12 protein-coding genes and 2 pseudogenes are annotated in these 13,852 nt (G+C 74.2%); 9 read left to right on the forward strand and 5 right to left on the reverse strand.

From position 1 onward, the window contains the following. The first annotated feature begins 12 nt into the window (after nt 1-12). Complete coding sequence (locus tag HHX40_RS10165; protein WP_111699801.1) at nt 13-681, forward strand: dienelactone hydrolase family protein; 669 nt, start codon at nt 13-15, stop codon at nt 679-681. A 24-nt stretch (nt 682-705) separates the two neighbouring features. Next, nucleotides 706-1,683: an aldo/keto reductase gene (locus tag HHX40_RS10170; protein WP_182880309.1), complete on the forward strand. Its 978-nt coding sequence runs from the start codon at nt 706-708 to the stop codon at nt 1,681-1,683. A 65-nt stretch (nt 1,684-1,748) separates the two neighbouring features. Here HHX40_RS10170 and HHX40_RS10175 read toward each other — a convergent pair whose 3' ends face one another. Beyond that, nucleotides 1,749-2,117 (reverse strand): MerR family transcriptional regulator, encoded by a 369-nt coding sequence (locus tag HHX40_RS10175; protein ID WP_182880310.1) that lies wholly within the window; start codon nt 2,115-2,117, stop codon nt 1,749-1,751. A gap of 123 nt (nt 2,118-2,240) precedes the next feature. On the opposite strand from HHX40_RS10175, the gene HHX40_RS10180 reads away from it, so the two are divergent. Then, nucleotides 2,241-3,314, forward strand: coding sequence for an alkene reductase (locus HHX40_RS10180; protein WP_182880311.1), 1,074 nt, complete (start codon nt 2,241-2,243; stop codon nt 3,312-3,314). 164 nt (nt 3,315-3,478) lie between these two features. Here the strand turns inward: HHX40_RS10180 and HHX40_RS38150 are convergent. Beyond that, nucleotides 3,479-3,766: pseudogene (locus tag HHX40_RS38150) on the reverse strand (cellulose binding domain-containing protein); the annotation flags it as partial. Here HHX40_RS38150 and HHX40_RS38155 point away from each other — a divergent pair. Next, nucleotides 3,699-4,040 (forward strand): hypothetical protein, encoded by a 342-nt coding sequence (locus HHX40_RS38155; protein WP_396787745.1) that lies wholly within the window; start codon nt 3,699-3,701, stop codon nt 4,038-4,040. The pseudogene HHX40_RS38150 and the gene HHX40_RS38155 overlap by 68 nt on opposite strands. On the opposite strand, the pseudogene HHX40_RS10185 reads toward HHX40_RS38155, so the two are convergent. After that, a pseudogene (locus tag HHX40_RS10185) lies at nt 3,980-5,770 on the reverse strand (glycoside hydrolase family 9 protein); the annotation flags it as partial. The gene HHX40_RS38155 and the pseudogene HHX40_RS10185 overlap by 61 nt on opposite strands. A 169-nt stretch (nt 5,771-5,939) precedes the next feature. Here HHX40_RS10185 and HHX40_RS10190 point away from each other — a divergent pair. The 4 genes from HHX40_RS10190 (at nt 5,940) to HHX40_RS10205 (ending at nt 11,157) form a co-directional block, all read left to right on the forward strand. Next, complete coding sequence (locus HHX40_RS10190; RefSeq protein ID WP_208758875.1) at nt 5,940-6,980, forward strand: LacI family DNA-binding transcriptional regulator; 1,041 nt, start codon at nt 5,940-5,942, stop codon at nt 6,978-6,980. 126 nt (nt 6,981-7,106) lie between these two features. Continuing rightward, on the forward strand, nt 7,107-8,129 hold the full coding sequence (locus tag HHX40_RS10195; protein ID WP_182880313.1) for a carotenoid biosynthesis protein: 1,023 nt from the start codon (nt 7,107-7,109) through the stop codon (nt 8,127-8,129). Next, nucleotides 8,117-9,718 (forward strand): phytoene desaturase family protein, encoded by a 1,602-nt coding sequence (locus HHX40_RS10200; RefSeq protein ID WP_182880314.1) that lies wholly within the window; start codon nt 8,117-8,119, stop codon nt 9,716-9,718. Before HHX40_RS10195 ends, HHX40_RS10200 begins: the two co-directional genes overlap by 13 nt. A gap of 185 nt (nt 9,719-9,903) precedes the next feature. Then, complete coding sequence (locus HHX40_RS10205; protein ID WP_310738018.1) at nt 9,904-11,157, forward strand: glycosyltransferase; 1,254 nt, start codon at nt 9,904-9,906, stop codon at nt 11,155-11,157. On the opposite strand, the gene HHX40_RS10210 is transcribed toward HHX40_RS10205, so the two are convergent. Continuing rightward, a complete protein-coding gene (locus HHX40_RS10210; protein WP_310738019.1) occupies nt 11,108-11,770 on the reverse strand; it encodes a glycerol-3-phosphate acyltransferase in 663 nt (220 codons plus the stop codon). The genes HHX40_RS10205 and HHX40_RS10210 overlap by 50 nt on opposite strands. Before the next feature lie 43 nt (nt 11,771-11,813). Here HHX40_RS10210 and HHX40_RS36460 point away from each other — a divergent pair, with 43 nt between their 5' ends. Continuing rightward, the gene (locus HHX40_RS36460) at nt 11,814-12,710 is read left to right on the forward strand and encodes a spheroidene monooxygenase (RefSeq protein WP_259403400.1); all 897 of its coding nucleotides are present in this window, start codon (nt 11,814-11,816) and stop codon (nt 12,708-12,710) included. Between the two features lie 58 nt (nt 12,711-12,768). On the opposite strand, the gene HHX40_RS10220 is transcribed toward HHX40_RS36460, so the two are convergent. Beyond that, nucleotides 12,769-13,851: a phosphate acyltransferase gene (locus tag HHX40_RS10220; protein ID WP_182880316.1), complete on the reverse strand. Its 1,083-nt coding sequence runs from the start codon at nt 13,849-13,851 to the stop codon at nt 12,769-12,771. Nucleotide 13,852 lies beyond the last annotated feature (1 nt).

Below are 13,852 nucleotides of genomic sequence, written 5' to 3' on the forward strand. Positions count from 1 at the left end.
GAGGAGGCTGCGATGAGCGAGGTCGAGCTCAGCGTGCGGATCCCGGTGGGCGAGGTCGTCCTCGACGCGGACGTGGCCGTGCCCCGGGACGCGCGCGGAGCGGTGCTGTTCGCCCACGGCAGCGGCAGCGGCCGGCACAGCCCGCGCAACCGCTACGTGGCGGGGGAACTGCAGCGGGCCGGCCTGGCCACGGTCCTCGCCGACCTGCTCACCGCCGAGGAGGAGCGGGCCGACGCCCTCACCGGGCACCTGCGGTTCGACATCGGCCTGCTCGCCGCCCGGGTGGGGGCGCTGGCCGACCGGCTGCCCGGCGACGACCTCACCCGGGGCCTGCCCGTCGGGCTGTTCGGGGCCAGCACGGGCGCCGCGGCCGCGCTCGTCGCCGCCGCCACCCGGCCGGGCGTCGTACAGGCGGTGGTCTCCCGCGGCGGCCGGCCGGACCTCGCGGGGAACGCGCTGCGTGCGGTGCGCCAGCCGACGCTGCTGATCGTGGGGGAGCGCGACCCCATCGTGATCGGCCTCAACCGGGAGGCGATGGAGTCGCTCACCGCGCACGTCCGCATGGAGGTCGTGCCCCACGCCACGCACCTGTTCGAGGAGCCCGGCGCCCTGGAGACGGTCGCGCGGCTCGCCCGCGACTGGTTCGTACGCCACCTCCAGTCCACGCCGCCTGCTCCCTGAGCTGCCCCGCTACGATCTGACATCATGGAGCAGCGCGTTTTGGGCAGGACAGGCAGGCGGGTGGGCGTGGTCGGGCTGGGCGCCTGGCAGCTCGGAGCCGACTGGGGCGAGGTGAGCGAGGCCGATGCGCTGGCCACGCTCGGGGCCGCGGTCGAGGCCGGGACCACCTTCATCGACACGGCCGACGTGTACGGCGACGGCCGCAGTGAGAAGATCATCGGCAAGCTGATCAAGGAGCGGCCCGGCCTGACGGTCGCCACCAAGATGGGCCGCAGGGTGCAGCAGACGCCCGACGCCTACACCCTGGACAACTTCCGCGCCTGGACCGACCGTTCCCGGGAGAACCTGGGCGTCGACACGCTCGACCTGGTGCAGTTGCACTGCCCGCCGAGCACGGTCTTCGACACCGACGAGGTCTTCGACGGGCTCGACACGCTGGTGGCCGAGGGCCGGATCGCCGCGTACGGCGTCAGCGTGGAGACGGTCGCCGAGGCGCTGACCGCGATCGCGCGGCCGGGGGTGGCCACCGTGCAGATCATCCTCAACGCCTTCCGGCTCAAGCCGCTCGAAGAGGTCCTGCCCGCCGCGGAGAAGGCCGGGGTCGGCATCATCGCCCGGGTCCCGCTGGCCAGCGGCCTCCTGTCGGGCAAGTACGGCCCGCAGACGGTCTTCGCCGAGAACGACCACCGCAACTTCAACCGCCAGGGCGCGGCGTTCGACGTCGGCGAGACCTTCTCCGGCGTGGAGTACGGCGTCGGCCTCCAGGCGGTCGACCGGCTGCGCGGACTCGTGCCCGAGGGCATGACGCTGGCGCAGTTCGCCCTGCGCTGGATCATCGACCAGCCGGGGGTGAGCGTCGTGATCCCCGGCGCCCGCAACCCGCAGCAGGCCCAGGCCAACGCCGCGGCGGCGCAGTTCCCGCCCCTCAGCGCCGAGGCGCAGGACGAGGTCCGCAACGTCTACGACGACCTCATCCGCCCCCAGGTCCACCACCGCTGGTGACCACGAGGGTCCGCCGCCGTCGCACGGGCTCACCCGCCCGCACGACGGCGGCGCGTCCCCGAGGGTCAGCGGGCGGCGAGCCGCCCGTGGTGCGCGCGGTTGGCGTCGATGAGCCGGTCGAGGGCGTCGCGGGCTGTCACGAGTTCCTCGACGTGCCGGCTGATCCGGTCCCGCTCCCGCACCAGCCGCTCGAACGCCTCGGTGGAGTTCTGCTCGCTCGGCGATTCCACGCACGGCAACAGCTCGGCGATCGTACGGCTGGAGAGCCCGGCGGCGTACAGGCGTTGGATGAACTCCACCCGTTCGATCTCGCCGTCGGTGTAGTGACGCTGGCCGCCGGCGCTGCGGGTGCTGGTGATGAGGCCCTGCTCCTCGTAGTAGCGCAGGGACCGGACGCTCACCCCGGCCCGTGACGCCAGTTCCCCGATCCGCATCGAGCCTCCCCTGGGAAATCTCCACTCGAAACACTTGCATCTGACGTCAGTGTCAGGTTCTAGCCTGGTCTTGTCCAGCCGGCGGACGTGACCATCCACGGAGAACCTGAAAGGCACGCAGTAATGACGTCCCTGTTCGATCACTACCGTCTCGGCGCGCTGACCCTGCCCAACCGTGTGGTGATGGCCCCGATGACCCGCGTACGCGCGGCCGCGGGCGGCCTGGCGACGCCGTCCATGGCGACCTACTACGCCCAGCGTGCCACCGCCGGGCTCATCGTGACCGAAGGGGTGCAGCCGAGCCTCGTCGGGCAGTCCAATCCGGGCACCCCGGGCCTGTACACCGACGAGCAGACCGAGTCCTGGCGGCAGGTCACCGGTGCGGTCCACGCCAACGGCGGTCGTGTCTTCGCCCAGATCATGCACGGGGGCCGCGTCTCCCACCCCGACACCACGGGCATGCGGCCGGTGGCCCCGTCGGCCGTCCCCGCGCCGGGGGAGGTGTTCACCCCGGCAGGGCCCAAGCCGGCGCCCGTGCCGCGGGCGCTGCCCACCGCCGAGGTGCCCGAGCACGCCCGGTCCTACGCCGAAGCCGCCCGCCGGGCTGTCGACGCCGGCTTCGACGGCGTGGAGCTGCACGGCGCGAACGGTTATCTCATCGCGCAGTTTCTCTCCAGCACCGCCAACCTGCGCACCGACGCCTACGGCGGCTCGATCGCCAACCGCATCCGGTTCGCCGTCGAGGCGGTGTCCGCGACCGTCGAGGCGGTGGGCGGCCACCGGACCGGGATCCGCCTCTCACCCGGCGCCGGCTTCTGGGGCGCGGAGGACACGGAGGTTCCCAGCCTGTACGGCGCGCTGCTCGCCGAGCTGGCCCCCTTGGGCCTGGCGTATGTCCACCTCGAGGCCACGGCCGACGAGGAGGTGCTCCTCGGGCTGCGCAAGGCCTGGCCCGGCACGCTCATCGTCAACCCCGTCTTCCCGATGGGCCCCCGGCAGACGGACAGGGCGGCGGCCGACCACTGGCTGGAGCGCGGCGCCGACCTGATCAGCTTCGGCCGCGCCTTCATCGCCAACCCCGACCTCGTGGAGCGGCTGCGCCAGGGGCTGCCGATCGCACCGCACGACGAGTCCACCTGGTACCAGGGCGGCGACACCGGTTACCTCACCTACTCCGCCTACCAGCACGCCGCCTGAAGAACCAGCGCTGTCACGGACCGGCCGGCCGAGGACGCCGGCCGTGTCCTCCGGGCCGCCGCTGGTGACCATGGCCCTGGCGACCACCCGGATGGCCCCGCGCGGGGTTGCCGCGCGGGGCCCGTGCTCGTCAGACGCCGGTGCTCGTCAGACGCCCGTGCTTGTCAGACGGCCGTGCAGGTCACCTGGGACGGATTCGAGTTGGTGCCGTTCCAGGAGCCGTTGAAGCCGAACGAGGCGGAGGCGCCGGCGCCGAGCGCGCCGTTCCAGGACAGGTTCACGGCCTTCACGTCCGAACCGTTCACCGTGTGCGAGGCGTTCCAGAGCTGGGTGATCGTCTGGCCGTTGGGGAAGGTCCAGGCGACCGTCCATCCGCTGGTGGCGATGGTGCCGGTGTTCTTCACGGTGACGGTCGCCCCGAAGCCGCCGGGCCACTGGCTGGTGACGGCGTACGTCGCGGTGCACGCCTTACCCGTGCTCGCCGAGGGTGAGGGCGACGGGGAAGGGCTCGCCGAAGGTGAGGGCGACGGCGAGGGGCTCGGCGAGGGGCTCGGCGAGGGAGAGGGAGACGGGCTGGGGCTGGGCGATTCCGAGGGGGAAGCCGACGGCGACGGGCTCGCGGAGGCGCCGGCCTTCTCCGCGGTCCAGGCGCTCACCCAGGCCAGCACCGCGTTCCAGTTGATCGCGACCTCGTTGACCGACCAGGCGTTGATGTCGTCCAGGTAGCACTTCTGCGGCTTGCACCCGCCGAGCCTCTCCTGGGCGACCGGGTCCTGCAGCCCGCTGTTGGGGCCGCCGGCCAGCGCGCCGGGCGGCGCGATCGGCAGCGACGAGTCGAGCTGGTGGGCCCAGAACCGGTGGTGGACGTTGCGCGAGGGCTGGTCGCCGTACCCGGTCACGTACGACTGGCCCAGCGGGTTGCGGCCGAACTCGTAGGCCATCGTCTCGAACACCCCGTTGCGGAAGCGTTCCTGCCCGCTGAAGTCGTAGGCGAGCGCGAGCAGCGCGGCGTTGTTGAGGATGAGGTTGTTCGAGCCCCAGATGTAGCCGCCGCCGGACGGGGCGAACGGCACGGGATAGCCCTGGTTGCGCATCGCGGTGAGCAGGGTGTCACCGTTGCTCACGAAACGGTTGCGCAGTTGCGTCCCGATCGTGGAGGTCAGGCCGTTCGGGACGAGCGCGAGCGTGATGTCGCCGAGCGAGCCGACCTCCGACCACTGGGCGCCCTCGTTGGTGAAGCTCCTGCCGTAGTAGAGGGACGAGCCGGTGAGGGCGTCGCGGTAGGTCTGCTTGCCCGTGGTGACGTACAGCTCGGCGGCCGCCCAGTAGAACTCGTCGGTCACCTTGGTGTCGACGTACGAGCCGCCGCCCTGGTCGTCGTTGCTCGGGGCGATGATGGACGGGTTGGCCTTGGCCGCCGCGTACGCCTTCTCCGCGGCGGTGAGGCAGCGGCTGGAGAAGGCCGAGTCGATGGAGGCCCACACGCGGGCGCACTGCGCGGCCGACGCGGCGAGGTTCAGCGTGGCGGCGGTGGTGGGCGCCGACAACAGCCGGGGCTGGGGGTCCTGGTCGGGCCGCAGCGGCAGGCCGGTCCACGCCTGGTCGTGGATCTTGGCGTGTGCCATGCCCGCCAGCGACCTCCCGTCCGGGACCTGCATCTTCAGCATGAAGTCGATCTCCCAGCGGGCCTCGTCGAGGATGTCGGGCACGCCGTTGCCCCGCTCGGGAATGGCCATGGTGCCGTCGCCGAAGGCCGCGGGGTCGGCGCCGGAGACATACTTGGCCCGCTCGTAGACGTTGACGAGCTGCCATGCCGACATGCCGCCGTTCACCACGTACTTGCCGTGGTCGCCGGCGTCGTACCAGCCGCCGCGGACGTCCAGGCTGTACCCGCAGCTCGTGCGGCAGGGCACGTTGTTGTCGCCCTGGTTGGGGGAGACGTTCAGGTGCCCGGCGGGCCGGGCGTACTGGGCGCCCACGTACTGACCGTTGATCGCGATGCCGCTGCGCTGGTGGTAGAAGAACGCGAGCGCGTCGTACGGCAGCTTCTTCCAGGCGTCCGCGCCGATGTCGAAGGGCCGGCTGGACTCGTTGCCCACGGTGAGCACGAAGTTCGTGCCCGTCCCGGTGTACGAAGAGAAGTCGATCTTGTGAACGCTGTCGCCCGACGGCGAGTCCTGCCCGAAGACGGTCGTGGTCCCGGTCGCCACCACCTGGTCGGAGCCGTTGAGCAGGCTCCACGTCAGCGGCGATGTGGAGGAGTTGACGACGGTCGCCTGCTTGGCCGCGCCCGGCGCGTAGGCGACCTGGTTGACCTTGATGTTCTGCCCGAGCGGCGGCCGCGTGACGGCGTGCACCGGGCTCGTCGCGGTCACGACGGCGACCGACGCCGCGCCGACGGCAAGTGCCAGGGACAGCGCCGCTCGGGGGCGACGCGTCCATCCTGGCTTCTTCATGATTAACACCTCCGGCCTTTATGTTTCGTGACCGCATCATGAGGGGGAGGCGTGGCCGGGGGACATTCCTCAACCGCACGCGTTTCACACCCGCAGGTCATCGGATCGGGCCGGCGAACGATTCTGAATATTTCACGAACGCTTTCGCGGACTCTCTAAACTCTCGCGTGTGACCGGCACAAGCCTTCCCACCGAGCTAGGACCGCGGCGCCGCCAGGAGATCACGGTCGCGCAGATCGCCAGGCTGGCCGGGGTGTCCCCGCCGACCGTGTCCAAGGTGATCAACGGACGCCCCGGCGTGTCGGTCGCCACCCGGCGCCGGATCGAGGAACTGATCCGCGAGCACGGCTGGCAGCGCCGGCCGGAGAGGACCGAGCCCGCGGCCATCATCGAGGTCCTCTTCCAGGCCCTCGACAGCCTGTGGGCGCTGGAGCTCATCCGCGGCGTCAACGAGGTCGCCCAGTCCTACGGCCTGACCGTGGCCGTCACCGACATGCACGGGCACAACTCCCCGCACCGCGAGTGGATCGAGGAGGTCCTGGCCCGGCGCCCCACCGGTGTGATTGCCGTCTCCGCCGAGCTGAGCGACCACGAGTACGCCCAGCTCGCCAGCAGGTCCATCCCGCTCGTCGCGCTCGACCCGCACGGCGAGCCGAGCCATCGCGTCCCCTCGGTCGGCGCGACGAACTGGAACGGCGGCCTGTCGGCCACCCGCCACCTGCTGGAGCTCGGGCACCGCAGGATCGCGATGATCAACGGCCCGGCGGCGCTGATGTGCTGCCGCGCCCGGCTCGACGGCTACCGCGCGGCGATGGAGACCGCGGGCGTGCCCGTCGACCCCCGCTACCTGCGGACCGGTCCGCTCTACGTGGAGACCGGCCGTACCGAGGCGCGAGCGCTGTTCGCCCTCCCCGACCGGCCCACCGCCGTCTTCGCCGGCAACGATCTGCAGGCACTCGGGGTCTACCAGGCGGCCCTGCGGGCCGGGCTGCGCGTGCCCGACGACCTCAGCGTCGTCGGCTTCGACGACCTGCCGCTCGCCCACTGGACGGACCCGCCGATGACCACCGTCCATCAGCCGCTGGCCAAGATGGGCGCCGCCGCCGCGGAACTCGTCATGGCCGTCAGCGCGGGCGACACGTCCGAACACCACCGCATCGAGCTCGCCACCCACCTCGTCGTACGCGGGAGCACCGCCCCACCGGCCTGACCGGCGGCGGGCCGGAGGCGGCCGCCGAGGCGGCGGAGTCCTCGGGTCATCGGCGATCGAGGCGGTGAGGTGAGGTTGTGGCCGCCCGGGGCATCCGGTCGCCGGGGTCCGTTCGAATGACCGTACGTGGAGAGATGGGAGACCGCTGAGAAGCGGGAGGCCGAGGCGGACGGCAGGCCCCCCGCACGGCGTGGCGGCCGGCCGCCCTCGCGACGGCCGGGCGGGCCGGACCACGGAGCGGCCGGCGGGCCGTCGCCGGTGCCGGGAGCGCCGGAGCCGCCGGATGCCTCCCGCCCGACCCTGCGACGGCGGGGCGGGCCCCGTCCGCCGCGGTGGTGGCTGAACGCCGGCGGCGCCGTGCTGCTCGGCGTCATGGTGGCCGCGCAGATCGCGACCGGCCTGCGGCCCGATGACCTGCGCCTGACCACCGTGGTCGTGGTGCTGGTCGCGGCGAGCGCGCTCGCCTTCGCCTCCGCGGCCACCACGCCGCGCAGGGCGGCGGGCGCGTTCGGGGCGGCGGTGGCGGCGGGCTACGCCGCCGAGTGGATCGGCACGCGGACGGGTCTGCCCTTCGGCGACTACCACTACACCGATGTGCTGTGGCCGCGGCCCGGCGGAGTCCCGCTGATCGTCGCCCTCGCATGGGGCGGCATGGGCCTGGCCGCCCACGCCGTCGCCGCCCGTGCCGTCCCTGGCGGTACCGCCCTTGGCGGCACCGTCTTTGGCGGTACCGTGCCGTACGGCGCGGTGGCCCGGGTCTGCGCCGGGGCCGTCGCGCTCACCGCGTGGGACCTCTTCCTCGATCCCCAGATGCTCCGGCTCGGGCTGTGGGTCTGGGCCGAGCCCGGGCCGTACCGCGGTGTGCCGCTCGGCAACTTCGCCGGATGGCTGCTGGTCTCGCTCCTGGTCATGACGTTGATCGAACGCATCGCGCACCACCCCGCCCCGGCGGCGGCCCCGCGACGGGGTGCCGTGGGCGGGCAGGCGGGGGCGACCGGGCTGGTCGCCCTCTACACGGTGATGGCGGTGATGGAGACCATCGGCTTCGCCGTGGTCTTCCGGCCGCCCGACCCGCTGGTGGCCGCCGCCGGAGGGGTCGCGATGGGCACGTGCGCGCTGCTCGCCTGGAGGGGCACATGGCGGAGGTGATCGTGGTCGGGGGCGGCGTCGGCGGCATGGTGGCCGCCCTGCTGCTCGCGCGGGACGGGCACGACGTGCGGATCCACGAGCGGCTGCCCCGGCTCGGCGGCAAGCTGGCCGAGCACAGGCGCGACGGCTTCACGTTCTCGATCGGGCCCTCGCTGCTCACGCTGCCCGGCCTCTTCCTGGACCTCGGCGTCCCGCTCGACCTGCTCGAACTCGACGAGTTGTGCCGGTACCGCTTCGCGGACGGCTCGGTGCTGTCCACGTACCGCGACCCGGGCCGCACGGCCGGCGAGGTGGACCGGCTCGCGCCGGGCGAGGGCCGCAACTGGCGGGCGTACCACCGCTGGGCCGAGCGGTGCCTGGACGCCGCGATGCGCACCTTCTTCGCGGGACCGCTGACCGGGCCCGTCGTCGAGCCGCCGGCCCCCTGGCGGGACGGCTCCGCGCCCGGACGGCCGGGTGGCGTCTCGTCCGGGATCGGCGCGGCGGCCGGTGGCGTGGGCGGAGACGGCTCGCGGGCCGGTGGCGTGGGAGGCGGCGGGAGGGGCGGGCCGCTCCCGCGGGCCCGCCTGGGGGACCTGTTCGCGGTCGCGCCCGGCCGCACCCTGGACGCGCTGGCGGGCGGATTCTTCCGGGACGCCCGCCTGCGCCAGTACGTGGACCGCTACGCGACCTACGCGGGATCGAATCCCTACCGCGCGCCCGCCGCCCTCGGCTGCGTCCCCGCGATCGAGCACGGCGACGGCGGGTGGTACGTCCGGGGCGGGCTGCCCCGCCTCGCCGACGCGCTGGCGGCGGCGCTCGACAAGGCGGGCGTGGAGGTCCGGACGGAGACCGAGATCACCGAGGTGATCGCGGACGCGGACCGGGTCCGCGGCGTGCGCACGGCAGGAGGCGAGGTGGTACGCGCCGACGTCGTGGTCGTGAACGCCGACGCGGCCTCCCTCTACGGGCGGCTCCTGCCGGACCGCGCCCGGCTGCGCCGGATCGCCGGGCTGGGCCTGTCCTCATCCGCCTTCCTGATGCTCGCCGCCGTCGAGGGCCGCACGGAGGACATGCCCCACCACTCGATCGTGTTCTCCGGCGACTACCGGCGGGAGTTCGGCGACATCTTCGACCGGCGGCGGCCACCGGAGGACCCCACGGTCTACATCGGCTGCCCGTCCGTGCACGACGCCACGATGGCCCCCGCCGGTGCGGAAAGCTGGAGCATGCTGGTGAACGTCCCAGCCGGCGACCCGGCCCGGTGGCCGATGCCGCCCGAGGCGTACGCGGAACTCGTCCTGGAGCGCCTGGCGAGCCGGGGGCACGACCTGTCCGGGCGGCTGCGCTTCCTCGACCTGCTGACCCCGGCCGACCTCCGGGACCGGTACGGCGCCTGGGGCGGTGCCATCTACGGCGGCGCGTACGGAGGCCCGCTCGCCCCCTTCCGCCGTCCCGGCAACCGGGGGCCCCGGCGCGGCCTCTACCTCGTGGGCGGGTCCGCGCACCCTGGGGGTGGCCTGCCGCTGGTGGCGATGGGCGGGCGCATCGTGGCCGAACTCGTGGCCCGCGACTTCACCCGCTCCGACCGGCGACGGGGAAGGGCGTAACCGTGACGACAGGCCGGAGGATAGTTGGGGCCGCCCAGGCGGCCGCCGCCCTGGTGGTGCTCGCGCGGCTCGCCCGCGGACGCCGGCGCCTGCCCCCGCTCCACCCGCCCGCCCTGCCCACGGAACCGGCTGGCGGCGGGACCCGGAGTGGCGGGACGCCGGGCGGCGGGGGTCCGGCGATATCCGTGGTGATCCCGGCGAGGAACGAGGAGCACCGCCTCGGGCCCTGCCTGCGCGCGCTGCCGGCCGATCCGGCCGTCACCGAGGTGATCGTTGTGGACGACGAGTCCTCGGACGGCACGGCCCGCCTCGCCGCCGCGCTCGGCGCCCGCGTGGTGCCGGGCCGGCCGCTGCCGGACGGCTGGGTGGGAAAGCAGTGGGCGCTGCACCAGGGGCTGCGGGAGGCGCGCGGCGAGATCGTGGTGACGCTCGACGCCGACACGCGGCCCCGGCCCGGCCTGTTCGCGGCCCTGGCCGCCGCACTGGACGACCACGATCTGGTCAGCGCCGGTCCGCGCTTCGTCTGCGACGGACTCGCCGAGCAGGCTCTGCACGCCTCGTTCCTGGCGACGCTGGTGTACCGGTTCGGCCCGATCGGTCCTCCGGTCCCGCCGCCTCCGCACCGGGTGATGGCCAACGGCCAGTGCCTGGCCTTCCGCCGTGAGGCGATGCTCCGGGCCGACGGCTTCGCCCGGGTCCGGCGGCACATGACCGACGACGTCGCCCTGGCCAGGGCCCTCGCCGCGGACGGCTGGAAGGTCGGCTTCCTCGACGCCCGGGATCTGCTGGAGGTCGACATGCACGAGTCGGCCGCCGAGGTGTGGCGGGAATGGGGACGGTCGCTGCCGCTGGGCGACGTCACCCATCCCGCCTGGCAGGCCGCCGACCTCGCCGTCGTCTGGCTCGCCGCCGCGCTGCCGGTGCTCCGCCTGGCCGCCGGACGGCCGACCCGGCTGGATCTCGGGCTGCTCGCCGTGCGGCTGCTGCTCACCACCGCCCTGCGCCCGGCCTATGCCCGGCCGGGGATGGGGGTGGCGCTGTCGTTGCTGCTCGACCCGGCGGCCGCCGTACGGCTGACGCAGGCGACCCTGCGGCCCGTGCGCACCTGGCGTGACCGCGCCTACCCCACAGCGCCGACGTCAGCCTTCCCCACGCGGACCGTCCCCGCCACGCGGATCGCCCCCGCGACGCAGATCGCCCCCGCGACGCAGATCGCCCCCGCGACGCAGATCGCCCCGGCGACGCGGACAACAGGTCACGCCACGCGGACCGCCCCGGCGTCTGCCGAGGTCACGAAGCCTCCGGTGCCCGGGCAAGCTCCCCAGGACGCGCGCGTCGCGAAGGGCGCGCACGCTTCGCCGGCTGGAGAGGTCACTCAGGTCATGCCGGTCAAGGGCGGCGGGCGGCCAGCGCCGCCTGCCCGAAGCGGAGACCGATGAGGCACATCAGCGCGCCCGTGGCGGCGACGTGCCCGATCGGCGAGAAGGCCAGTTGCAGCACCGGGATCGCGAACACCCCGGCCCTGGCGCCCAGCGCGAACGACCCGGTGGCCAGCCGCGTCACCGCCAGGACGGCGAGCGCGAGCACGAACGCGGGCGGGCAGATCACGGCCATCCCCCCGGCGAAGGTCAGCACCGACCGCCCGCCGCGGAACCCGGCGAACACCGGCCACGCGTGGCCGAGCATCGCCGCTCCCACCGCGAGATACGCGGCGGAGACGCTCGGGCCGGTGACCACTCCCAGCGCCGTCGTGTGGGCGCCCCCCGCCACCAGGCCGAGCAGCCCGGCGGCCACGCCCTTCGCCATGTCGCCGGCGAAGACGGGCGCCGCCGCCCGCGCGCCGAGCCGTTCGCGCACGTTCCAGAAGCCGGGGTTGCGGTCGCCCTCCTCACGGGGATCGACGCCGCGCCGCCCGGCGACCAGCACCGCAACCGGGATCGAGCCGAGAAGGTAGCCGCCGATGACCGCGACGAGCAGCGGAACGAGCGAGGGAGCCGGCGAGGGAGCCGGCGCGGAAACGAACGAGGGGACGAGCAGCGGGAGCGTCGTCACATTTCACCTCCACAGGTACGCGGATCGGGGGGCGATGCGCCACATGGCCTTCGACCGTCCGGTGCTGCGCCGGACCCCCGGACTGCTGTTCTGGCGGCTGCTCGGCACGGGCCGGGGACCGTCCACGACGCTCGGCGCCGACCTGCGCCGCTGGGCGCTGCTGGCCGTGTGGCGGGACGAGCGGGCGCTGGAGGAGTTCCTGGAGTGCTCGCCCATCCCGGCGCGCTGGCGGCGCGAGGCTGTCGAGACCTGGCACGTACGGCTCGCGCCGATCTCCTCGCGCGGCCGCTGGAACGGCGTCGAGCCGTTCATCCCCGCATCCTTCGCTCCAGCGCCCCTTACTCCTGCGCCCTTCACTCCTCGGACCGGGCAGCACCCGATCCAGGGCATGACGCCGCCGGGCCTGGAGCATCTCGCTCAGGGGACAGGGCTTTCGGGCGCGGAACGTCTCGCACAGGGGCGGGAGCCCTCGGGCCTGGAGCGCCTTGCCGCTCGGGAAAGGGCGTCCTCGCCTGCGGGGTCTCCGGGCGAGCGGGCGGGTGGCGGACCGGTGGCGGTGCTGACCCGGGCGTCGATCAGGCCGTCGCGGCTCCTGGCGTTCTATCGGTCCGTCCCCTCCGTCGACCGGCTCCTGCGGGCGCAGGAGGGCTGCCTCGCCTCGGTCGGGCTGGGGGAGTGGCCGCTGGCGCGGCAGGCGACCTTCTCCCTGTGGCGTGACGCCGCCGCCGTACGCGTGTTCGCCTACGCGGGCCGCGCGCACCGCGAGGTGATCGAGCGTGTCCGCGCGCACGACTGGTACTCCGAGGAGCTGTTCGCCCGGTTCATGCCGTACGCGAGCACGGGCACCTGGGACGGGGCCGACCCCCTCGCCACCCTTCTCGCCGGCCCCCAGGCCGACCCGGGCGCCGGTCGCCCGCCGGGCGCGGCGCCAGGGTCGTGACGGTCTCACCCCCGTGTCACCATGGGTCACGGCCGCCTCACGCCGTCTCACCGCTGTCTCAACGGGCGGGGCGGACGGCGAGACGATCGCCGAGGCGGGCTACGACCTCGCCCCGGGCCAGATCGTGGGCCACGACGCAGGCTCGCGCGATGGTCGAGGCCCGTGAGGAGCCGTGGGCCACCACGACGGTGCCGGTCAGGCCCAGCAGCGCCGCGCCGCCGTGTGTCTCCGGGTCGTAGCGACCGGCCACCCGCCGCAGCGCCTCGGGACCGGCCACGTCCTGGGCGCCGAGCCCTGCGCCGGCTCCCGCGCCGTCCACAGCGCCGACTCCCGCGCCGACTCCCGCGCTGGCCACAGCGCCGGTCCCCGCGCCGACCTCTGTGGCCAGCAGGGCGAGTGTGGCCCGGACGGTGCCCTCGACGTTCTTCAGCACGACGTTGCCGGTGAAGCCGTCGGTCACGATCACGTCGGCCAGCCCGGTGAGCACGTCGCCGCCCTCGACCGGGCCGTGGAAGCGCAGCGGCAGGTCGCGCAGCAGGGTCTCGGCCCGGCGGGTCAGCCGGTTCCCCTTGCCGGGCTCGGCGCCGATCGACAGCAGCCCCACGCGGGGCTCCGCCACGCCCAGCACGAGCTGCGCGTACGACGCTCCGAGCAGGGCGAACTGGGCGAGCATCTCGGGAGTGGGGTCCACGGTGGCGCCGGCGTCGATCAGCACGGTGGCCCCGCCCGCCGTCGTCGGCAGCGCCACGGCCAGCGCGGGGCGCAGTACGGCGGGCGCGGGGCCCAGCCGGTCGGTCGCGCAGGCGGCGACGGCTCCCGTGGACCCGGCCGACACGAAGGCCGCGCCGGCTCCGTCCCGGACGAGGCCGAGCCCGACGGCCAGGCTGGAGTGGGCCATGCGGACCGCCCCCGCGCCGCGCTCGGTCATCGGGACGACGTTGTCGGCGTGCGCCACGTCGATCTCGCCGACCGCCCCGAGCCGGGCCAGTTCCGCGCGCACGACGCCCGCCCGGCCGGCGAGGACGACCGGCACGCCGTGCTCCCGCCGGGCCTGGACCGCCCCCCGGACGATCTCGGCGGGTCCGTGGTCTCCGCCCATGGCGTCCACCACGACCGGCGAGGCGTTCGGCACGTCCCGCATG

This window comes from Microbispora sp. H10949 (genome assembly GCF_014161435.1).
In the GTDB taxonomy this organism is placed as follows: Bacteria; Actinomycetota; Actinomycetes; order Streptosporangiales; family Streptosporangiaceae; genus Microbispora; species Microbispora triticiradicis.

Coding starts and splice junctions, on each gene's coding strand:
- HHX40_RS10165 (WP_111699801.1), top strand. CDS start 13: ATGAGCGAGGTCGAGCTCAGCGTGCGGATCCCGGTGGGCGAGGTCGTC.
- HHX40_RS10170 (WP_182880309.1), top strand. CDS start 706: ATGGAGCAGCGCGTTTTGGGCAGGACAGGCAGGCGGGTGGGCGTGGTC.
- HHX40_RS10175 (WP_182880310.1), bottom strand. CDS start 2,117: ATGCGGATCGGGGAACTGGCGTCACGGGCCGGGGTGAGCGTCCGGTCC.
- HHX40_RS10180 (WP_182880311.1), top strand. CDS start 2,241: ATGACGTCCCTGTTCGATCACTACCGTCTCGGCGCGCTGACCCTGCCC.
- HHX40_RS38155 (WP_396787745.1), top strand. CDS start 3,699: ATGGTGCCGGTGTTCTTCACGGTGACGGTCGCCCCGAAGCCGCCGGGC.
- HHX40_RS10200 (WP_182880314.1), top strand. CDS start 8,117: ATGGCGGAGGTGATCGTGGTCGGGGGCGGCGTCGGCGGCATGGTGGCC.
- HHX40_RS36460 (WP_259403400.1), top strand. CDS start 11,814: ATGGCCTTCGACCGTCCGGTGCTGCGCCGGACCCCCGGACTGCTGTTC.
- HHX40_RS10220 (WP_182880316.1), bottom strand. CDS start 13,851: ATGCGGGACGTGCCGAACGCCTCGCCGGTCGTGGTGGACGCCATGGGC.